This is a genomic window from Pseudohongiella sp. O18 (assembly GCF_021729085.1).
Taxonomy (GTDB): domain Bacteria; phylum Pseudomonadota; class Gammaproteobacteria; order Pseudomonadales; family Pseudohongiellaceae; genus Pseudohongiella.
This window is the reverse complement of sequence record NZ_JAJSAR010000002.1, coordinates 325224-345957: the sequence shown is the minus strand read 5'-3', so window position 1 is coordinate 345957 and position 20734 is coordinate 325224. Positions and strand designations below refer to the sequence as shown.

The 20734-nt window shown below is 56.3% G+C and carries 17 protein-coding genes; 4 read left to right on the top strand and 13 right to left on the bottom strand.

Annotation, left to right across the window (positions count from 1 at the left end; translation table 11 throughout):
• Window positions 1-9 precede the first annotated feature (9 nt).
• The 4 genes from LVD14_RS08755 to LVD14_RS08740 all read right to left on the bottom strand — a co-directional run bounded on the left by LVD14_RS08755 (window position 10) and on the right by LVD14_RS08740 (window position 5519).
• Window positions 10-1125, bottom strand: coding sequence for a PepSY-associated TM helix domain-containing protein (locus tag LVD14_RS08755; RefSeq protein ID WP_237133710.1), 1116 nt, complete (start codon window positions 1123-1125; stop codon window positions 10-12).
• A 40-nt stretch (window positions 1126-1165) separates the two neighbouring features.
• Window positions 1166-3298, bottom strand: a complete 2133-nt coding sequence (locus LVD14_RS08750; RefSeq protein WP_237133709.1) for a TonB-dependent siderophore receptor — start codon at window positions 3296-3298, stop codon at window positions 1166-1168.
• Window positions 3299-3727: 429 nt separating this feature from the next.
• Window positions 3728-4306 (bottom strand): YceI family protein, encoded by a 579-nt coding sequence (locus LVD14_RS08745; protein WP_237133708.1) that lies wholly within the window; start codon window positions 4304-4306, stop codon window positions 3728-3730.
• A gap of 163 nt (window positions 4307-4469) precedes the next feature.
• Window positions 4470-5519 carry an alpha/beta fold hydrolase gene (locus LVD14_RS08740; RefSeq protein ID WP_237133707.1) on the bottom strand — a complete coding sequence of 350 codons (1050 nt, stop codon included), beginning with the start codon at window positions 5517-5519 and terminating at the stop codon, window positions 4470-4472.
• A gap of 242 nt (window positions 5520-5761) precedes the next feature.
• Here LVD14_RS08740 and LVD14_RS08735 point away from each other — a divergent pair, with 242 nt between their 5' ends.
• Window positions 5762-6202, top strand: a complete 441-nt coding sequence (locus LVD14_RS08735; protein ID WP_237133706.1) for a TerB family tellurite resistance protein — start codon at window positions 5762-5764, stop codon at window positions 6200-6202.
• 95 nt (window positions 6203-6297) lie between these two features.
• Here the strand turns inward: LVD14_RS08735 and guaA are convergent, their stop codons facing one another.
• Both guaA and guaB read right to left on the bottom strand, forming a co-directional pair.
• Window positions 6298-7878, bottom strand: coding sequence for a glutamine-hydrolyzing GMP synthase (gene guaA / locus LVD14_RS08730; RefSeq protein WP_237133705.1), 1581 nt, complete (start codon window positions 7876-7878; stop codon window positions 6298-6300).
• A gap of 105 nt (window positions 7879-7983) precedes the next feature.
• The gene (gene guaB, locus LVD14_RS08725; RefSeq protein WP_237133704.1) at window positions 7984-9453 is read right to left on the bottom strand and encodes an IMP dehydrogenase; all 1470 of its coding nucleotides are present in this window, start codon (window positions 9451-9453) and stop codon (window positions 7984-7986) included.
• A gap of 64 nt (window positions 9454-9517) precedes the next feature.
• Between guaB and xseA the strand changes: the two genes are divergently transcribed.
• Both xseA and LVD14_RS08715 read left to right on the top strand, forming a co-directional pair.
• On the top strand, window positions 9518-10783 hold the full coding sequence (xseA, locus tag LVD14_RS08720) for an exodeoxyribonuclease VII large subunit (protein ID WP_237133703.1): 1266 nt from the start codon (window positions 9518-9520) through the stop codon (window positions 10781-10783).
• Window positions 10776-11471 (top strand): DsbA family protein, encoded by a 696-nt coding sequence (locus LVD14_RS08715; protein ID WP_237133702.1) that lies wholly within the window; start codon window positions 10776-10778, stop codon window positions 11469-11471. Before xseA ends, LVD14_RS08715 begins: the two co-directional genes overlap by 8 nt.
• Window positions 11472-11483: 12 nt before the next feature.
• Here LVD14_RS08715 and LVD14_RS08710 read toward each other — a convergent pair whose 3' ends face one another.
• The gene (locus tag LVD14_RS08710; protein WP_237133701.1) at window positions 11484-13151 is read right to left on the bottom strand and encodes a methyl-accepting chemotaxis protein; all 1668 of its coding nucleotides are present in this window, start codon (window positions 13149-13151) and stop codon (window positions 11484-11486) included.
• 96 nt (window positions 13152-13247) lie between these two features.
• Window positions 13248-14393, bottom strand: coding sequence for a rod shape-determining protein RodA (rodA, locus tag LVD14_RS08705; RefSeq protein ID WP_237133700.1), 1146 nt, complete (start codon window positions 14391-14393; stop codon window positions 13248-13250).
• 153 nt (window positions 14394-14546) lie between these two features.
• Here rodA and LVD14_RS08700 point away from each other — a divergent pair, with 153 nt between their 5' ends.
• On the top strand, window positions 14547-14987 hold the full coding sequence (locus tag LVD14_RS08700; protein ID WP_237133699.1) for a DoxX family protein: 441 nt from the start codon (window positions 14547-14549) through the stop codon (window positions 14985-14987).
• Here the strand turns inward: LVD14_RS08700 and LVD14_RS08695 are convergent.
• Genes LVD14_RS08695 through LVD14_RS08675 form a run of 5 tightly spaced genes read right to left on the bottom strand, consistent with a single transcriptional unit; the run spans window position 14984 to window position 20695 of the window.
• Window positions 14984-16003, bottom strand: coding sequence for an MBL fold metallo-hydrolase (locus LVD14_RS08695; protein ID WP_237133698.1), 1020 nt, complete (start codon window positions 16001-16003; stop codon window positions 14984-14986). The genes LVD14_RS08700 and LVD14_RS08695 overlap by 4 nt on opposite strands.
• 33 nt (window positions 16004-16036) lie before the next feature.
• A complete protein-coding gene (locus LVD14_RS08690; protein ID WP_237133697.1) occupies window positions 16037-17308 on the bottom strand; it encodes an alpha/beta hydrolase in 1272 nt (423 codons plus the stop codon).
• A 33-nt stretch (window positions 17309-17341) separates the two neighbouring features.
• Window positions 17342-18802, bottom strand: coding sequence for a ribosome biogenesis GTPase Der (gene der, locus LVD14_RS08685; RefSeq protein ID WP_237133695.1), 1461 nt, complete (start codon window positions 18800-18802; stop codon window positions 17342-17344).
• A 47-nt stretch (window positions 18803-18849) separates the two neighbouring features.
• On the bottom strand, window positions 18850-19998 hold the full coding sequence (gene bamB, locus LVD14_RS08680; protein WP_237133694.1) for an outer membrane protein assembly factor BamB: 1149 nt from the start codon (window positions 19996-19998) through the stop codon (window positions 18850-18852).
• Window positions 19999-20026: 28 nt separating this feature from the next.
• Entirely contained in the window at window positions 20027-20695 is a 669-nt protein-coding gene (locus LVD14_RS08675) for a YfgM family protein (RefSeq protein ID WP_237133693.1), read from the bottom strand.
• Window positions 20696-20734 lie beyond the last annotated feature (39 nt).

Sequence of the window (20734 nt, the reverse complement as noted above, 5' to 3'; positions counted from 1 at the left end):
ATTCTGCTCTCAGGCGTTTGCCAGCTCGAGTTTCTCACGTCGCTTTTCACGGGCGCGCTGACGCTGGCTGCGACGTTTCCACCACAGGGTCAGACCGGTAACTGACAACAGTACCGGCGACAGACCCAGCAATGCCCACAGCGCTTTTGACAGCAGGCCTGCAAAGTCGCCGAAATGCAGTCGCCGGTAACTGTCGACAATAACCGCGCCGGTGGTGGCTTCACGGATGTCATAGGTAGACAGCCAATCGCCACTGAGCTCATCAAAGGTCACCACACTGGCATACTCACTGGTCAGAATATTGCCGGTAGGCACGTCACCCCAGACCTGGATATCAACGCCGGGCTCGTACGGCAGGGTCAGATAGGTTGCCTCAAAACCAGCTATCCGTTGCTCAGCTGATGCAACAATCGCATCAAATGAGACCTGCTCCCCATAGAGACGGTCAACCATGACGTGGTGCTCACTGCCGTCCGCATGCTCCTGCATCTCATACAGGTATGCCACGACGTTCCACCAGATACCGGTGAAGGCCAGTATGATCAGCACCGGCGATGCGATGACACCGACCAGTTTGTGCATGTCACTGAAGTAAACAACCAGCCGGCTTTTCCAGCGCAGCGTAAAGAAGTTCTTCCAGAATTTGCGGTGCAGGTAAAGCCCCGTCAAACCCAACAGCATTAAAATGGCAGCGAAGAACGATGTCACCAGCATCCCGGCATCATGGAGCAGAAAATTGAAGTGCAGCTCCAGCAGCCAGTCGGTCAGAAACTGATCGTAGAGCTGCGGTTCCTGCAGCACCTGACCTGTGTACTGGTTGAGGAAAACATACGACCAGTCGCTGGTGCCTTTTTCCATGACGTACATCTGATCGGCGCGGCCAGGATCCTGGAACAGGGTCCAGCCAACCGCTTCGTAGTCAGGGTGCGCCTGATTGACCGACGCCAGCAGCGAATCCAGTGGCATACGCTGCGACTGAGGCTCGACGCGAACAAGCTCCCCTCTAAGCAGAGAATCAATTTCATGTTTGAAGACCAGAATACTGCCGGTCACACAAACAATGAGAATTGGCACGACGGCGAGAAGCGCCAGGTAACTGTGTACTTTGAATAGAAGTTTGTTCACGTCAATGCACTCCGCTTAATATGCTAACAGGGCCGGTTTGTCAGAATTGCCAATCCAGCGAAACACTGTAGTTCTGCGGTGCTGCGTAATATGACTGCTCAAACTTGACCGAGCTCAGATACTTCTCATCCAGGGCATTGTCTACGTTCAGAGAGACCGCCAGCGACTCGCTCACGTCATAGCGCGCATAGCCGCCAATGACCGCATAGGCATCCTGACTGATGCGCCCGTAGGCAGAGTCAAAATAGATGTCATCCTGCCAGCGCGCGGCCAGTCCAAGCGCCAGGCGCTGTTGCCATACCGGACGCCAGTCGGCCAGCATCTTGAAGGTATTGCGCGGAATGAATGTGCGCGTCTCATCGCCATTGGGATCTTCCAGCTGCAGATAGGTATAACCGGCCTGCAGCCGCAGTCCCTCAGCCACTTCACCGGAAACTTCCAGCTCGATACCGGTGGAGTCGACGCTGATACCGCGATACATGGCAAAATCAAAATCGTCGCTGTAATCAGTATCGTCGATACCGTCACCGTCGCCGTAACGGACGAATTCCTGCAGGTTTTCCTGCTCAGTCTTGAATACTGCCACCGTGGCAAGCCATGAGGAATCAAACTGCTTTTTCAGGCCCGCCTCATAACTTTTGCCTTCCGCTGAACCCAGCGGCTGCAGATCCATGTCCAGGTAATACTGCGGCTGGTATATGTCACTGTAGCTGGCGTAAAGATTCAGGCTGTCCAGCAGTTCCCAGGTGAATCCGACGTAAGGGCTGCTGCCATCTTCGTCAGAGTCTGTGGAAACACCCCAGCTGACGCCACGATTTTCATAGTCCACCACGTTCACGCCCAGAATCACTTTGAAGCGATCTGTCATCGACAGCAGCAGCGAGCCGTAGAGCCGGTTCAGTTGAGTGTCTTCCTCAGCCGCCTGATAGGGCGTATCCCAGCTTGGGCGCGCCACTTCGTTACCCTGCCAGCCAGGGAATGCCGGCATGGCCTGGAAACCGCTTAGTGCAGTATGGTCCAGGGAACCTGAATCCTGGTCAGCCAGGCTGACACCCAGATTTAGTTCGTGCTCGCGGTCGAAGGCCTGAAAACTGCCCTGCAGTGAGGTATCCCAGATCAATGACTCTTCGCTGGCGTCAAACTTGCCGGGGTAGCTGAGCATGCCCAGCCCGGTGTCGGCATCCAGGCCAGTGTTGGAGTAGACGTAGAACACTTCGGAATTGTCAGCGTAATCAATATGCGTCACTGAACTTTCGACACGCCAGTCATCAGCCAGCTGCCAGCCGAGTTCGACAAAGGAACGCTCTGACAAAGTGTCCCAGTAGGACCATTCCATGGCAGTTGAGGTCGAAACATCAAAATCCAGTTGCTGGCCATTGCTGTAGATCATCGGCGATGCACCCCACAACGGTGCGTCGCTGTTGTTGTCCTGGCGCGTATAACCCAGCGCTACTGTGACTGAATTGCCAATCTGACCGTCAATGACCAGCGAACCCACCGCGCGGTCATTGGCATAGTTGTTCAGCCAGCTTTCGCCATCCTGGGCGACACCCACAAAACGGGCGGCCCAGCGCCCGGATTCGACCAGCGGCGTAGAAATATCGAACTCGGCACGTCGGGTATCCCAGCGCCCTACTGTCAGGCGTGTGCTCATGGCAAATTCATTGCCTGGACGCTTGCGGACATAATTGATGGTGCCTGACGGGTTGCCAAGCCCGGTAATCAGTCCGTTGGAACCACGGATGATTTCGACTTTTTCATAGATTGCGGTATCAATATCACCCACCACCAGTTCACCAAACGGCATACCGACGCCATCCACGTGCATGCTGGTGATATCGAATCCACGCGCGTTGTAATAGGTACGATCTGTCTCGGATGAATCCACATTCACGCCAGTCGTCAGCTTCAGCATGCTGTTGATGTCTTCCAGACCAAAGCTCTCCAGCGTCTCGGTATCCAGAATGGTCAGTGACTGCGGCGTCTCTGCCACATCCAGATCCAGACCGGTGGCGCCGCGGCTGTTACGGTCGGCTCGGATGCTGGTGATGATGATTTCTTCCTGGAATGCAGGCTCATCCTGAGCCGCTATGGCCGAGTGAAGGGGCAGCAGGGAAAATCCGCTGAGCAAAGGAATGAGAGCTGCAGTTCGGTTGGCAGAGATAGTTTTCATTGGGGCGGCACACCTGAGTAACGATTAATACATGAACAAGAATGTCGCGAAATATAGCAGCACAAACATTAACTGTAAAGCGAATCATTCTCATTTGTATTTTCACAAGCAAATGTGCCGAGCCCAGGAAACTTGGCCGCCTGTTCCCTGCCAACCAAAGTAAGCGTGTCAGAAAATCCTCCACCTGCCGTCGCATGGTTGCGGCGAGTGGCGGCTGAAATCCAAGCCAGGAAGCGAAAAGAAATGAAGGAGGTCGTCATGAAACGTTCTTAACGTCTCGGGTGTTTGATTCCGATCTGGTGACAACCCTGCACGACCGCGATCGGATTGATTCATGAACAGGGATGGTACTAGCGCTATCGGCAAGCACAATGGATGTGTCGCCTCCGCAGCAGTCCTGCCGCGGAGGAAACTCCGGATTAAAGCAGCTTATTCAAATACGACGGTAAAGCTCACCGGCACTGCCCGGGAAATGCTGGGCAGACCCGCGATTTCGCGCAGAGCTTCAACACCGGCAGCCAGGGTATGATTATCCGCTGTCACCAGAATTGGTTTCAGTGTTGAAGCCACAACACCGTTCTGGGTTCGCGTCACCAGAATTTCCGCTGGATAGTCACGGGCGTCGCCGCGCAGATCAAGCGACACATCCAGCGTCAAGGCACGGGATTCACCCGGCTCCATCGCGCGCAGATCGGCGATATCAACCGAGCCACTGACCATGGCTTCAGGGAACAGATTGGTTTCGAACAGCATGGCCTGCATGCGCTCGTCACGGATAGGGATCAGGGAATTGATGCTGGCCAGCTCGATGGTGATGCTGACTTCGCCCGAGGCATTGATGCTGCCGGCGAGCCGATCAAAGGTGTGAACTTCGGCGACATGGTCGGCCTTGATGGTTACAAAGCTCAGCTTGGACTGGTCGTTGTCCAGCGTCCACTGGGCCATGGCTGAGGAGCCAATAAGCAATCCGGCCAACAGTACGATAGCCGAGAGCGATTGACGAAGCATGGTGTTCTCCTTCTGCATTAAGGTCATTTGGGTATCATTCGCATGGCGAAGGTTACCTTATTACGACCTGCGGACACGAGCGGTTTCGGCAAAAAGGAGAATCTGAACGGTCTGGCACGGCTGGTGCCGAACAGACATCAGCCGCGCCGGTGACAGAGAGCAGTTATTGCGATGACTGGATCTTGCCACCACTGGCTGAAACAATCAGCTCAACAATGCGCTCAGTGACATTTGGCTCGAGCCCTTCGGTGTGACCTTTGTTCAGCCGCACCACATCGGCAACCACCCGGCCATTCTCGCAATTCGGGTATTCGTAAACAGCCGCTGTTCCTGGACGTGCCTCCATGCCCCATACAGGGAAGCCAGCGCGTCCGCTGTCATAGACCCAGCCTGGTTCGGTATCAATGACCTGCGTTTGCTCACGGGCATCACACTGATAGCGCTGTGCCCAGGGCGAGCTGTCGGGCAGCGATTCAATCTCATACTCTCCAATCGCAAAAATATGGGAGAAGTCGCAGTTGGGCAGCGTCTCTTCCGCCATTCCACGTGGGCGTGAAGGTGGAGGTGTACCGTCTGCCATAGGAGGTCCAAAGTTATCCACAAAGGGTGCCTGGCCGATACGACCACCCGACAGACTGAGCATGCCGTCGACTTTGTCCGCAAAGAAGTCGGTGCAGACAAGGCGACGCGAGGTCATACCGCCCTGGCTGTGGCCGGCCAGCCAGAAGGCGCGGATGTTCTCGGCGCCAAAGGCTTCAATGACCTGCTCGGTGATGGCCTGCAGGTGAGCATCATCCGTTTGTGGTGCCCACACCCGCACGCCACTGCCGCCACCCATGTTTGCCGAACCAGCGGCAGTAGGCGTGGCTACCACAAGACGATGGGAATCTTTGTAGTCCATAGCCGGGAAGTAATGGCGCTGCCAGTTGCCGATGGAACCGGCACCATGAATATTCAGGATGAACGTGACTTCTTCCCCTGGCTGCAGGTCGCATGGATAATCGAGAAAGTATTCCCTGCCGCTGTCAGTCTCGATGACATTGCCAGGCACTGCCGTTTTGCTGGCACAGTCACCGTCGGCGCAATGCACCGGTGGCGGCGTCTGGCAGGTGACACCAAGTACATCTGCGGCCGAGGCCGTGTGGGACAAGGCTAACAATCCCAGTGCGGCCAGCACGTGATTTAGCCGGACTGCCATGCTTCTTCTTAACATACATCCCCCTAAACAATTCGGTATTGGAAGCAAGACTCTACAACTGTGGCAGGGGAATTAGTATGGGCTGCGGGATGAAGTGCAAAAAATTGCGCTCAACTCCCAACTGGAACGCTTTTCAAGAAAGGCTTAATATGGACAGCAGCGCAGATTCTTATTAGTCTGCTGTTTTCCATGGAGCAGGCAAGCCCCATGTCAGAAGGTACTTAATTAATTAAAAACAAGATCCAGACGGAGCCAGCATGAGCATTATCAATTTTGATTCCATTCGCAACCTGATCAGCAATGGAAGTTCCAGTCAAAAGCAAGAACTCTTTCAGGAAGTCCTGCTCATGGTCCTGGCGCGGGCTATTCGTGTTGACTCCAACATCGAGTCTGTAGAGATAGCAAAAGTGAAATCGGTGCTCAAAGAGCAGATCGGCGAGGAATTCAGCCGCGCCGACATCCTCACCGCAGCCTCTTCAGAGCTTTTTGAATCGCAGCCCCTGGTACGCTATCTGTCCAAGGCCACCAAGAAACTGACCGAAAGTGAACGCGTGGCGATTATCAGCTCACTGGCTGATGTCATCCGCAGTGACGATGAGATCCGCTACGGTGAAGTAGATTTCTTCAATCAGGTCGTCATGGCCCTTCGCGCTACCCCGGCGGAAATCGCTGGCCTGCTCTCTGCTGACGACCTCTGAGCAGCATGAACAAGGCTTGAACCTGAGCCCTGAACAACAAGGCACCGATTAATAGCGGCTTATGGCCGCTATTAATCGAGTCGCCTGCCCTGCCCCTACTCCCACTCAATCGTCGCCGGCGGCTTGGACGACACGTCGTAAGTCACCCGCGAGACATCCGCGATTTCATTGATGATGCGGTTGCTGACTGTTTCCAGCAGCTCATAGGGCAGGTGCGCCCAACGGGCTGTCATGAAGTCGATGGTTTCGACTGCACGCAGGCCAATGACCCAGGAATAACGACGACCGTCGCCAACCACGCCCACTGATTTGACCGGCAGGAACACGGCAAAGGCCTGACTGGTCTTGTGGTACCAGTCAGCTTTGTGCAGCTCTTCGATGAAAATTGCGTCGGCCCGGCGCAACACTTCGCAGTACTCGTGTTTGACTTCGCCAAGCACACGGACACCCAGGCCCGGGCCGGGGAACGGGTGGCGGTAAACCATGTCGTAGGGCAGGCCCAGTTCAAGGCCGATCTGGCGCACTTCGTCCTTGAACAGCTCGCGCAGTGGTTCAATCAGCTTCAGTGCCATGTCTTCCGGCAGACCACCAACATTGTGGTGTGATTTGATGACATGCGCCTTGCCGGTGCGTGATCCGGCGGATTCAATGACATCCGGATAGATCGTTCCCTGCGCCAGCCACTTCACATTGGGTATCTTGGCAGCTTCGGCATCAAATACATCTATAAAGGTATTGCCGATGATCTTGCGCTTTTTCTCCGGGTCGTTGACGCCGGCCAGGCGGCTCAGGAATTGCTCCTCCGCGTCAACACGAATGACCTTGACGCCCATGTTTTCGGCAAAGGTCGCCATAACCTGGTCACCTTCGTTGAGACGCAGCAGACCGTTGTCAACAAACACACAGGTCAGCTGCTCACCGATGGCCTGATGCAGCAGTGCTGCAACGACAGAGGAATCCACACCTCCAGAGAGACCAAGCAGCACGTGATCGCTGCCTACCTGTTCACGTACAGTGCGGATGGCATCTTCAATAATATTGGCAGAGGTCCACAGAGCGTCGCAGCCACAGATTTGACGCACAAAGCGTTCCAGAATACGTTTACCCTGCGAGGTGTGCGTCACTTCCGGGTGGAACTGGACGCCATAGAAGCGCTTCTCTTCGTTCGCCATGCCGGCAATCGGTGCGCTGCTGGTTTCGGCCGTTACCACAAAGTCCGGTGGCAGTTTGACGACCTTGTCGCCGTGGCTCATCCACACATCAAGTTGAGCCGTGCCATCGGTCAGGATGCGGTCCTCGATGCCGTCAAACAACGCACCGGGAGCTGGCAGATTGACTTCGGCGTAACCAAACTCGGACTTGTCCGACGCCTCGACCTTACCGCCCAGCTGTTCGGCCATGGTCTGCATGCCGTAGCAGATACCCAGCAACGGTACGTTTAATGTAAACAGGTATTTTGCAGCCTGCGGAGAGTCGGCCAGAGTTGCTGTTTCCGGACCTCCGGACAGGATGATGCCCTGCGCGGCAAAATTGCGCACCTCTTCCTCAGTGCACTGATGGTCCCATATCTCACAATACACACCCAGCTCACGAACGCGGCGGGCTATCAACTGCGTGTACTGTGATCCAAAGTCAAGAATGAGGATTTTCTGGCTGTGAATGTTTTGCTGGGTCATGACAACTGGATTTCCTGAATTGGCATTGCCTGATAAGTAAAACACCGCCGCCAGGGCTCTGACGACGGTGATGAAATACAAGCGTTCATTAGAATCGCGACCGCTCTAGCTCACGCGGTAGTTGGGTGCTTCCTTGGTGATGCTGACATCGTGCACGTGGCTTTCCTGCATGCCCGAGGCCGTGATTTTCACGAATTCAGGCTTGGTGCGCATGGTGTCGATATCGGCGCTGCCGGTATACCCCATGCTTGAACGCAGGCCGCCCATCAACTGATGAACAATGCCGGACATCGTGCCTTTGTAGGGTACCCGACCCTCAATGCCTTCCGGTACCAGCTTCTCAACACCTGAGGCGGCATCCTGGAAGTAACGGTCGCTGGAACCCTGGCTCTGCGACATGGCGCCCAGTGAGCCCATTCCACGATAGGCCTTGTAGCTGCGACCCTGATAGAGTTCAACTTCACCTGGCGCCTCTTCGGTGCCAGCGAGCAGACTGCCGATCATGACAACATGAGCGCCAGCAGCGATGACCTTGGCGATGTCACCAGAGAAACGGATACCACCGTCAGAGATAACACAGACATCGGTATCTTTCAGCGCATCCACTACATTGGACACGGCAGAAATCTGGGGAACACCCACGCCAGTGACTATACGGGTGGTACAGATGGAACCGGGACCGATACCGACCTTGACAGCATCTGCGCCGGCTGCAGCCAGATCACGGGCAGCCTGGGCCGTGGCGATGTTACCGCCAATCACACCAACTTCCGGATACAGACCCTTGATGCGCCGCACCATGTCGATGACGCCTTTGGAGTGACCGTGCGCGGTATCCACGACAATCACATCCACACCTGCCTCGACCAGGGCACTGACACGATCTTCGGTGTCGGCACTGGTACCCACGGCAGCAGCTACGCGCAGGCGGCCCTGCTGATCCTTGGAGGCGTTGGGGAAATCTTCCGACTTGCGGATATCTTTCAGCGTAATCAGCCCGCGCAATTCGAACTCGTCGTTGACGACCAGAATCTTTTCAATGCGGTGTTGATGCAGCAGCTCCTTTATCTGATCATGGCTGGCATCTTCCTTCACCGTCACCAGACTGGGCTTGGGTGTCATGATGGAGTCAACACGCGCTTCCAGATTCGACTCGAACCGGACATCACGGCTGGTGACAATACCCACCAGCTGACGCCCTGTAACGACAGGCATGCCGGAGATGTCATTCTCACGCATCAGGGCGATCAGGTCGTTGATGGAGGCGTCAGGTGCAATGGTAATCGGATCCTTGACCACGCCGCTCTCGAACTTCTTGACCTGCTTCACTTCGCGGGCCTGTTGCTCGATGCTCATGTTCTTGTGAATCACACCAATACCACCCTCCTGCGCCATGGCAATAGCCAGACGCGCCTCGGTCACGGTATCCATGGCCGCCGACATCAGGGGAATGTTCAGTGCGATATTGGCCGTCAATCGTGTTTTCAGACTGACCGATTTGGGGAGCACAGAGGAGTGGGCGGGCAGAAGCAGTACATCGTCGAATGTCAGCGCTTCTTCAGCAATGCGTAACATAAGTTTTCACCTATCCACAAAAACGCGATTATACAGATCACAGTCCCTGAGGTAAACTGCGGCAATGATCAATGACTCTTTTGACGCCTCCCCGACCGCTTCCCTGGATAACACCGTGCTCAGTGTCAGCACTCTCAACCGGCTGGCGCGTGGCCTGCTGGAAGAGTGTTTCCCGGCCGTCATGGTCGAAGGCGAGATCTCCAATCTGTCAGTGCCGTCATCCGGACACTGGTATCTTACGCTTAAAGACGGCCAGGCCCAGGTGCGTTGTGCCATGTTTCGCAACCGCAATATTGGCGTTCGCTTCCGGCCGAGCAATGGCATGCAGGTCATCGTCAAGGGCAAGGTCAGTCTGTACGAGGGGCGTGGCGACTATCAGCTGATTCTGGAGTCACTGCAGGATGCCGGCGCCGGCGCGCTGCAAAAAGCCTTTGATGCCCTCAAGGCCAAACTCAACGCGGAAGGCCTGTTCGCCAGTGCCCGCAAACGCCCGCTGCCGGAACCCTGTCGTCACGTTGCCGTCATCACCTCCCCGACCGGCGCTGTCATCCGCGATATTCTCAGCGTGTTCCAGCGCCGCTACCCGGCCATGCAGGTAACCGTGTTCCCTGTCCCTGTGCAGGGCCAGGATGCCCCCGCTGCCATCATCAGGGCAATTGCCGATGCGAATCGTCTGGCCATGGAGCTGGGTCTGGATGTGATTACGCTGGCGCGCGGCGGCGGATCACTGGAAGACCTGCAGGCGTTTAATGAAGAAGCCGTGGCAAGAGCGATAGCCAGCAGTGAGCTGCCCGTGGTCAGCGCCGTTGGCCACGAAACCGATGTCAGTATTGCTGACTTTGTTGCTGACGTGCGCGCACCGACACCATCGGCTGCTGCTGAACTGCTCAGCCCCGACCAGCAGGCGCTGCTGCAGCGCTTACAGAATCTTCAGTCCCGCCTGGTGCGGACCATGCAGGGGCAAATAAGCCAGCGCCAGCAGCAACTGGAATGGCTGCAACGACGTCTACAGCACCCCGGGCGGCGCCTGCAGGATCAGGCGCAGCGTCTGGATCAGCTCGAGCATCGCCTGGGCCGCTCGATCAGTCGACTCCTGCAGCAAAAGCGTACCTCACTGCACATGCTGGCGCGCAATCTGGACGCCATCAGTCCATTGCAGACCCTGCAAAGAGGTTATAGCATCACGCGTCGGGACGACGGGTCGCTGATCACCAGTGTCGCAGCAGTTTCTGTGGGGGACGTGCTGACAACCCGACTGGCAGACGGCGAAATCATCAGTGAAACCAGAGCGGTCAATCGCAATACGGACAACGGAGGACTCAATGAATAAACGGGAACAGCAGCGGCTGATTCGCGAACAAAAACAACAGGCGGCCGAGAAAAAAGCAGCCCTGCAGAAAAACCTGACCCGTCTGGCACTGGTTATCCTCGTGCCTCTGATATTGATTGGCGTGTTGTACGGTTTGATGGGCCAGGGTGAAGTCTATCCGCCAGATGAAATCGGACCGACAGACCATGTGCGCGGCAACCCTGAGGCCGACACCACGCTGGTGGTCTACGCAGACTTTCAGTGTCCTGCCTGCGCCACCGAGCACCGTGTCATGAGTCAGGCCTGGCCACGAATTGCCAGCGATGTGCAGTTGGTGTTCCGGCACTATCCATTGACCACCACGCATCCATTTGCCTGGACTGCGGCACTCTACTCTGAGGCTGCCGGACGCCAGGGCAAGTTCTGGGAAATGTATGACCTGCTGTTCATGAATCAGGCCTACTGGTCAGGCCTGGCTTCTGTTGAGGCGGAATTTGATGGGTACCTCGAGCAGCTTGATCTGGATGTCGAACAGGCTCACCAGGATATGCAGGACGATACGCTATTGCAGAAAGTGCGCAATGATCAGCGTGGCGGTACCCGGGCAGGTGTGCGATCAACGCCGTCGCTGTTTGTGAATGGGCGCCAGGTGCCGGTACCACAAAACCCGGTCGACATGATTGCCCTGGTCAACAGCGCCAGCGAGTAAGGCTGACGCAAATTACAGATCCAGACCCAGACGGGCGGCCGGCAATCCCAGGAACAGGCCGCCCCAGTACTTGCCATCAATATGGATCGGCACCGACAGGTTGAACATCACCTCGCCGGTGTCGCGCAGGTAGCTCTGCAGACGGAAACGACCCATGTACGGAATATCGCGATTCTGGAAGAAACGCATATGCCGGCTCTTGGCCAGATCGATTTTCGGATCGCCTGTCGGCTCCTGGGACAGCTCACTGCGGTGAATCGCCACATAGCCCTTGCTGTCCAATGGCAGACAGTAAAGCGAACCGTCCTGTTCACTCGCCCACTGATCGATAAAATGCTGACATGCTTTCTGAAAAGCTCTGGCATAGGAAACGTCATATTTGATCGGATTGGTGCCGTCAATCGGCTTGTGATCACGGTCAAACATATTTACGCCACTGCGCTGCAGGGTGGCCAGCGCCGGTTCAATCTGGTCACGTCGATGTTCCAGAATCTCCAGCACTTCCTCAAGTTCACCTCGCCCTATCCGGAACTGACATAATTTGTGCAGCGCTTTGTCGGTAGAATCGAGCAGTTCATGTGTCTGCGCGTTGTTCTGTTCCATGTCCTTGCGGATGCGATGACCCAGATCACGTATTTCATGGCTGCGGCTACGAATGTCGTTGTTGTTGACGGATAGTTGCTCCGCGGCGGAGCTGGCCTGCAGCAGGTCAGCCTGACTCGATTCAAAGCCGTCCATCATCTGATGGAAGTCATTGGCAGATTTGTCGATTGAGGTTCGTGCCAGCGCTGTCTCGCTGATCATTTTTTCGGTGCCAGTAGAGGTCTGGGACACAACGGCAATCATGTCTTCAAGCAGGGCACCAATTTCATCGGCGGAACCCCGAACTTTTACGGCCAGGTCCCGCACTTCATCGGCCACGACTGCAAATCCTCGACCCTGTTCCCCCGCCCTGGCTGCTTCGATGGCAGCGTTTAGCGCCAGCATGTTGGTCTGTGCTGCAAAGCCCTGAACGGTACTAAGGATGACACGAATATTTTCTGATGTGCTTTCCAGCTGCGCCACGGTGCCATGGAACTGCTGCATCATGTCGCCGACGCCGCTGATCTGACGATTCGCCTGCTGCAATTCACCGACAGCCTGCTTGGCAGTGGTCAGATTGCGCGAGTTCAGATCGGCAATATTGCTTGTCCAGCGGGACAGCTGCTCGATCGCCGTTGCCGTTTCTTCGCTGGAGTTATAGATGATCTCGGAATAGTCTTCCTGCTTGCCGGCATCGACACTGGCCTGCTCGGCAATCTTGCGCCCCTGAGCAGAGGTCAGCGTTACCCGGATACTGTGGTTGCGCAGATCTTCCAGCGCAGCGCGCAATCGCTCCATAAACTGGTTGAACAGTTTCGCTGTCTCAACGCTGCGCGCATCACCCGATTCACGCATGCGCAGAGACAGATCACCCTGTGCCTCGTTCACGGTTCGCAACACCTGCAGCAATTCGTCGGATACCGCTGTGCTGCCCGGTCTCATCAGCATGCCGGTCAGCGCCAGACCCAGTGTCGCCAGTGCCAGCACCAGCCACATAGCTCCACCTTCAAACAGCAAAATACCTGACACAAACAACACGAACTGAATCGCCATCAGCCCCAGAACGGGCATGGCTGGCAGCTTTACATTCGAAATCATAACGACACCTTGCTCCCCTGCAATTAATCGTTGTCACAATTACATAACGGCAGACGGGAACAAAAACTTGAGAAAAATCGAGCGCCTGAAGAAGTATCAGGGAGGCAGCAGGCGGCGATGGGTATGAATAGACATCAGAATGCCGAATCCGACCAGCAGCGTCACCGCAGAGGTACCACCATAGCTCACCAGCGGCAACGGAACACCAACCACCGGCAACAGGCCGGACACCATACCCATGTTCACTACTACATAGATACAGAAGGTCAGTCCCAGGCTGATGCCCAGCAATCTGGAGAAGGTTTCGCGGGCCTGCCAGGCAATAAACATGCTACGCCCGACAATGAACATGTAAAGCGCCAGCAAAATGGCGATACCCAGGAATCCAAACTCTTCACCGATGACCGCCAGGATGAAGTCGGTTGATGATTCCGGCAAAAAGTCGAGCCGTGACTGGGTGCCGTTGAGCCAGCCTTTGCCAAACAGCCCGCCAGAGCCGATGGCTATTTTTGACTGGATAATGTTCCAGCCGGCGCCCAGCGGGTCAGCTTCAGGATTGAACAGGGTATCGACGCGGCGGCGCTGATACGGTTCGAGGACAAACATATACATCAATGGAGCTGCCACCATGGCGGCGATTACTGCCGATGAGACGATACGCCAGGATATACCGGCGAAGAACAGCACAATGATGCCAGCCATGCCAACCAGAATTGCTGTTCCCAGGTCGGGCTGGTTGGCGATCAGCGCACTGGGTATACCAACAATTACCAGCGCGATCAGGATATCGGTATAGCGCGGTGGCAGGCTGCGTTTGCTGAAGTACCAGGCCACCATGATGGGCAAGGCCAGTTTCATGATCTCCGAGGGCTGAAACAGGCCCAGCCCGGGGATGGCCAGCCAGCGCTGTGCGCCATTGCGTATCGAACCAAAAAACAGCACCAGAATCAGCAGCACAACGCCCGCAGCAAATAGCGGAACTGCCCAGTAGTGGAAGGTGCGGGGCGGCAACTGCGCAATGATCAGCAATGCCGTGAAGCCGACGCCCAGACGAACGCCCTGCCTGACTACCGAACCCATATCTTCACCCGAGGCGCTATACAGCACGACCATGCCCAGCAGGCTGAGCATCAGCAATGCGGTCAGCAACGGCAGATCCAGGTGCAGACGCCATGCCAGCGTGCGTTCCTGAGGGCTGAGATCAAATCGGGGATTGGTAAAGCGGCGCAGCAGCTCGGCCATGCGTGTCGATAATCCTGAGGCGTCAATCAATCGAAAAAGGGTAGCCCATTGCCGGGATTAAGTCTATGCTCGCTGCGAGCAGGACGGGACATGCATGTCCCACCGTTGACTTCAGTAACAGCGACTACAACAAGCTCTCAAGGAACCTGAACAATGGCAATTGGCAAATCTCTGGAAAGACTTTTTAATGCAATCGCAGATAACTGTCAGACCCTGTCGTGGACCATCATGCGGATACTGGCGGCATTGATGTTCATGACTCATGGCTGGCCAAAACTGTTTGGCGACAATGCGCAGCCAGTGCTTGGCGGCATGGACTTTTTCGGCATCGACCTGATGGTCAACATGCTGTGGATCGCCGGCGTGATTGAGGTATTCGGCGGCGCACTGCTGGTGCTGGGCCTGTTCAGTCGTCTGTCGGCAGGACTGTGTGCCCTGCTGATGGTCATGGCCTATGCGACAGCCCATCCGGCCTGGTTTCCGACGCTGAACAATGGTGAACTGGCGGCGATGTACTTCGTGGTCTTTTTTGTTCTGTTTGCTTTCGGACCTGGCAAGCTCAGCGTCGACTCTCTGATCCGCGGCCAGCGTTAGCCGCCAGAGCCGTGAGGAACTGACTGCGCCAGCCAGTGCAGTAGTCCCTGCGCATTGAGCTGCATATCGCCTGCCAGCTTCTGGCGGATGACGGACGGCGGTACCGTGCACTGACGGGCCGCCAGTTCATCCAGACTGTGCTGCATGAGACGCGACTGAAGGCGGCGCTGCATGGCATCGGCCAGCGCCTCAGCATCGCTATCCACCTCATCAAGCCTGCGACTGAATTCGGCGCCGATCTGACGCGCCAGATTGACATAGACATCTATTTGTTCGTGCAATAGCGCTGCCAGCTCGGCGGGCTGTTCGTGCATCCCAAAATGCGTCAGAAATACCCGCTCTACAGGCAGCTTCATCAGGCGGTTCAGTGATTCATGCCAGGCAGCCGGGTCAAACTGCACTGGTGTACTGGGTGGAAAGATAAAACGGCTGCCACGGCCAGTGTTCAGCTCCGGATAGCTGACGCCGAATGTGTCGCCGGTGAACAGTCCACTGCTGTGTTCATCCCATACCACGTAATGGTGGCGCGCATGGCCAGCCGTGTTCAGCGTCTGCAATCGCCGCGAGCCAAGGTCAAAACTGTCACCATCCGCGGCAATACAGACTCGCTGCGCGGGCACCGGGACCAGCTGACCAAACGCGGCATCGTAGGCCTCTTCGCCGTACACGGCCATTGATCCGGCCTGCAGTTTCTCCGGCGTTATCATATGGCGGGCACCGCGCTCATGAACGACCAGCGTCGCCTCTGGCATTTCAACCATCAGCGCACCGGCACCACCGGCATGATCCAGATGTACGTGCGTGGGCATAATCCAGCGCACCTGCTCCGGTGAGATATTGTGATCAGCCAGTGTCTGCATGATTCTGGGCAGACTGTTGCGAGTGCCGGTATCCACCAGTGCTGCTTCGCCATCATGTTCGATGAGATAGCAGGCTGCCAGACCGTCACGGAACAGCCCGGTATCGATACAGGCAATCTTGAAACCGCAATCGTGCCAGACGCTGGACTGACTCATGTCGTTTTATCCCGTGTTTATTGCTGTTTCCTGTTATTCCTGACCAAGGAAACGCAGGATTCGACTCATCATATCATCATAAAACGGGTTAAAGGTGGTTCGACGCAGCAGGGTACCCGGCTGTTCGATGCCCAGCGATTCGAGCAGATGCCGCTCGGCAAAAATGCTGCTGTCATCATCCTGCTGGCATTGCTGTCGCTGTTCGGTCTCAGCCGCGTAGTGCAGACACTGGCGGTAATAACCCTGAAAACCATAGTGTGGATCGTCTGGCGGCAGCGTCAGACCCACATGTGACAGGCTTCGCACACGATAGTCATTAGCACTGACATCAACTCGAGTAACACCGCTGCAGTCGGGTGCCTGCAGGGCGGCCGAGTCATACCACAGCAGCTGCCGCGATTCAGGACTGAGCTGCTGACAGAAAAACTGCGCCGCATCCGGCACACTCACGGTTTCGTCGGCATCGCTGACGACCATCATCACGGGGACGTCGAGGGGCTGCCATTGCTGCCACTCAAGTTCCTGCAGAAGCCGATAGAATTGGCCGCCAGCAGGCACGGAAAAGGATTCATACTTGGCCGCATCGCGTTCCTGTTCAATGCCCGTCCAACGGACAAGCCAGCCCAGATACGGAGATAGCCGCACCGTAAATCCCGGCAGCCCCAGCGCTGGTGACATCAGGATCAACGAGTCGACCTGCTGATCAATGACATTGCCGGATTCACGTTGTCGATTGAGGAGATCGATCGCCAGCGTGGCGCCTGCTGAATACCCCACCACAGTCAAGGAATCAACCTCGCCTGCAAACGATTCGACGCCATAACGTGCCGCCTGCTGCCAGTCGCGCCGGGTGGCCTGTGCCAGATCGCCAGGTGCCGTCCCGTGACCGGGCAGCAGCAGCGCACGCGCTACGGCGCAATTATCGGCTGCGACCAGATCGCGGGCCATCGCGGACAGCAAATAGGGTGAATCACTGAGCCCGTGCAACAGCAAAAACCCTATCGGGCGTTGTCCGGGCGCGCAGCCGGAGCGGCTCTCCAGCTGGTAGGGACTGCGCATTGCTGCCACCTCAGCCAGCGAATAAGTCTCGCCAAACGGAAGCTGATCTTCAGTAAAGGTTCGCTGCAGCGCAGAACTGACCTGTGTGCGGCTTTGTTCCAGGTATTGATCAAAGGGTGTAGCAAGCTCAGGCGCCGACACAGAAAAGCCGGTCGGCTGCAAATGCGCCGGGTCCTCACTACAGGCGACCAGTGTCAGCAATATGACAGCTGACAGGTTCAAACGGGCTGTTTTACTGATAGGCATGCGTTGCTCCAGCCGCACGTCAGGGTTTTGATATCAGGAGCTCTTTCGACCACCGCCGGGACCAGCAGGTCGACGGCGCGGAGTCTTGCGTTCATCCGCGTGTGTTCCGCCCTGCGCGCGGTTTTTGGCAATTCGGCGTTTCTGGGCAACCTGCTGCGGGGTCATACCCTGCTCGTGCTGTGTATATGGATTGGCATCACTGCGCAGTTCGATGCGAACAGGTGTGCCCTCCAGCTTCAGCACTTCCCGGAATGTTTTCTCCAGATAGCGCTTGTAATGGTCAGGCAGCTTGTCGGTCTGCTTGCCGTGAATCACGATGATCGGCGGATTCTGACCACCCGCATGGGCGTATTTCATTTTGATGCGACGACCATTGACCATTGGCGGTGCATGATCGGTTACCGCATCCTGCAGAATCCGGGTCAGCTGGTTGGTGCTTAATTGCCGTTTCGCGGACTCGTAGGCTTTTTCAATGGACTTGTACAGATCGCCAACTCCAGTGCCATGCAGGGCAGAGATGAAATGAATGGCGGCAAAATCCACGAAGGAGAAACGGCGCCGGATGTCACTCTTGATGCGTTCCTTCTGCTCGGTGTCCATGCCGTCCCATTTATTCAGGGCGATCACCAGGGCCCGCCCGGCGTCCAACACGTAACCGAGCAAATGCAGATCCTGCTCGACGATGCCGTCTCGAGCATCAATAACCAGTACGACGACATTGGCATCCTGAATAGCTGTCAGCGATTTAACGACTGAAAACTTTTCCACCGTTTCGTGCGTTCTGCCACGGCGACGGATACCCGCCGTATCAATCAGCGTATAACGTTTACCGTGCCGTTCGAAAGGAATGTAAATACTGTCACGTGTAGTGCCAGGCATGTCGAACACGACCACCCGCTCCTCACCCAGCATGCGGTTGACCAGCGTGGACTTGCCGACATTGGGACGTCCGGCAATGGCAATGCGGATGCCTTCTTCGACGCGCTCTTCTTCAGACAGAGGCTCAGGAAAACGCTCCAGCACCGATTCGATCAGCTTGCTGACACCGCGCCCCTGTGAGGCAGTGACCGGATATATCTGCTCCATGCCAAGCCCGTAGAAATCCCCAAGGGCTACGTTCTCGTCAATGCCGTCGACCTTGTTGACTACCAGGCAAGCTGGCTTGTCGAGTTTGCGCAGGTGCTCGACGATCTGAATATCAGCCGGATTCAGCCCTGCCCGTCCGTCCACCAGCAACAGCACAACATCGGCCTCTTCCATGGCCAGCAGTGACTGCGATGCCATGGCAAAATCGATGCCCTGCTCGCCACCTTCCAGACCACCGGTGTCGATAACTATATAGGGTTTACTGGCGCCTTTACCCTCACCGTACTTGCGATCACGGGTAAGCCCGGGAAAATCGGCAACCAGGGCATCACGACTGCGAGTCAGTCGATTGAACAGCGTGGACTTACCCACATTGGGGCGACCCACCAGGGCGATAACGGGCTTCATAAGATTTCCAGATGCAAGTCAGGGCCTGTCAGACACAGGCCCTGGAATCAAGGCAGGCGTAAGGCGCTAAGACGCCCGCTGTTTGTAAATACGTAAAGGTTGCGGCCTTCGGAGATAATTTCGCCGCGAATACCTGATCGATCAATGCGTGTACGGGCAACTATCTGGCCATCGATCTGTGACAGCACGTGCAGGTAACCCTCAAAGTCACCGACCGCCAGGTAGTTGTTGAACGTTACCGGGCTGTTCACTTTGCGCAGTCGCAAATCGTCGTTTTCCCAGACAGTTCGCTCGGAATTGTTCTGTACGGCAAACACATGGCTGTTGGCATCGACCCAGTAAATATTGCCGAGGCCCAGTGCCAGTGCATTGTAACTGGAGCCTGCCATACCCCAGACGATACGACCTGTCTGTACATCCAGTCCCATCAGGTTACCCTGAAAGCTGCTGACATACACGATACCACCAAACAGCGTCGGGTTACCGTCGATGTCTATGATCCGTTCAATATCGTACCGCCCCTGCGGAATGGCGACACGCTCTTCCCAGAGCAGGTTGCCATTGGTTATATCCACTGCCGCAATCAGGCCGTTGGCAAAGCCGGCAATCACCCGATTACCGGTGATCAGCGGCTTACTGGTGCCACGCAGTGACAGAGCCGGCACCGTGTTCTCGTAAATCCACAGTCGCTCACCATCGCGTGCATCGTAACCAATCAACCGCCCATCAATGGTCTGGACAACTACGCGCAGGCCGTCAGTCTGGGGTGCGGCCAGGACTTCGCTGGTCGCCGCAGTGGTCCACATCTGTTCACCGGAACTCTGATTAAAGGCCACCACGCGGGCGTCCAGTGTTCCCACCAGTACCAAGCCAGAAGCTGCGCCAACGCCACCGGTAATCGGCAGATCAGTGCGCTCGCGCCACAGTACGCGCCCTGTCTCCTTATTGATCGCCATCACTGTGCCATCGGCACTGGCCGCATAAATGTTCTGACCATCAATGGCGGGTGCCAGACGGTTGTAGCCCTCACCCTGACCATCGCCAACATTGACTGACCAGACACGTTCGAGCTCAAACTGCTCATTGATGTCAGTCAGTTCACGCGGTTGTTCGGTCTCGTCGTCAGAGAAAAGACTGCAGGCACTGATCACTCCGGCAAGCGTAAGCAACAGCGCCAGCTTTATGGCTTGGGTCATAGTCTGATGGCCTGAATCGATGGATTAATCAACGGCTGCCCTGCAGTTCGGACATTTTCATCTGCAACACCGGGCTCATGTTGCCAGCGCCCTGGGCAGACTCGTAAGCCGCCAGTGCCTGTTCATGATTGCCCTGCGCCAGGTAAATGTCACCGCGCAACTCGTCAAATTCGGATTGCAGAGCCTGGCCGTCAACAGTACTGATCAGCGCCAGGGCTTCATCTGTTTCGCCACTGGCCAGCATGACCTGTCCAAGACGCAGCTGTGCCAGCCGGATCAGGGTTGGCTCGGTGCTGTTGAACATGCCGCTCTGTGTGTTAGCCAGCAGCCATTCCAGCTCCTGGCGTGCGGTGGCAAGATCATCCGTTTCGACCGCAAGCCGGGCCGCAAACAGCGCACCGTAAAGTGCATAGACGCTGCTGCTGTGTTCGTTCTTCAGCTCTGCTGTCAGTTGACGGATTTCGTCGTGTCCTTCAGCCGGTATCAGTTCACCCGGGTTGGTGACCGCCAGAGTCGACAGGCGGTCGTAGACAGCGGACGCTTCTGCAGCGGCCGATTGTTGACTGCTCTGCCAGAACTGCCAGCCGAAATAAACGGCGGCGACCACTGCTATTCCCAGAGCCAGCAGGCGGCCACTTTCATGCCACCAGCGCTTTAGCGATTCGAGGGTTTCTTCTTCTGCTGCACTTAAAGCCACAAACCAGCTCCTGTCCAATCCAATCCGACCCCACTGCTT

Coding starts and splice junctions, on each gene's coding strand:
- LVD14_RS08750 (WP_237133709.1), bottom strand. CDS start 3,298: ATGAAAACTATCTCTGCCAACCGAACTGCAGCTCTCATTCCTTTGCTC.
- LVD14_RS08745 (WP_237133708.1), bottom strand. CDS start 4,306: ATGCTTCGTCAATCGCTCTCGGCTATCGTACTGTTGGCCGGATTGCTT.
- LVD14_RS08740 (WP_237133707.1), bottom strand. CDS start 5,519: ATGTTAAGAAGAAGCATGGCAGTCCGGCTAAATCACGTGCTGGCCGCA.
- LVD14_RS08735 (WP_237133706.1), top strand. CDS start 5,762: ATGAGCATTATCAATTTTGATTCCATTCGCAACCTGATCAGCAATGGA.
- guaA (WP_237133705.1), bottom strand. CDS start 7,878: ATGACCCAGCAAAACATTCACAGCCAGAAAATCCTCATTCTTGACTTT.
- guaB (WP_237133704.1), bottom strand. CDS start 9,453: ATGTTACGCATTGCTGAAGAAGCGCTGACATTCGACGATGTACTGCTT.
- xseA (WP_237133703.1), top strand. CDS start 9,518: ATGATCAATGACTCTTTTGACGCCTCCCCGACCGCTTCCCTGGATAAC.
- LVD14_RS08715 (WP_237133702.1), top strand. CDS start 10,776: ATGAATAAACGGGAACAGCAGCGGCTGATTCGCGAACAAAAACAACAG.
- LVD14_RS08710 (WP_237133701.1), bottom strand. CDS start 13,151: ATGATTTCGAATGTAAAGCTGCCAGCCATGCCCGTTCTGGGGCTGATG.
- rodA (WP_237133700.1), bottom strand. CDS start 14,393: ATGGCCGAGCTGCTGCGCCGCTTTACCAATCCCCGATTTGATCTCAGC.
- LVD14_RS08700 (WP_237133699.1), top strand. CDS start 14,547: ATGGCAATTGGCAAATCTCTGGAAAGACTTTTTAATGCAATCGCAGAT.
- LVD14_RS08695 (WP_237133698.1), bottom strand. CDS start 16,003: ATGAGTCAGTCCAGCGTCTGGCACGATTGCGGTTTCAAGATTGCCTGT.
- LVD14_RS08690 (WP_237133697.1), bottom strand. CDS start 17,308: ATGCCTATCAGTAAAACAGCCCGTTTGAACCTGTCAGCTGTCATATTG.
- der (WP_237133695.1), bottom strand. CDS start 18,802: ATGAAGCCCGTTATCGCCCTGGTGGGTCGCCCCAATGTGGGTAAGTCC.
- bamB (WP_237133694.1), bottom strand. CDS start 19,998: ATGACCCAAGCCATAAAGCTGGCGCTGTTGCTTACGCTTGCCGGAGTG.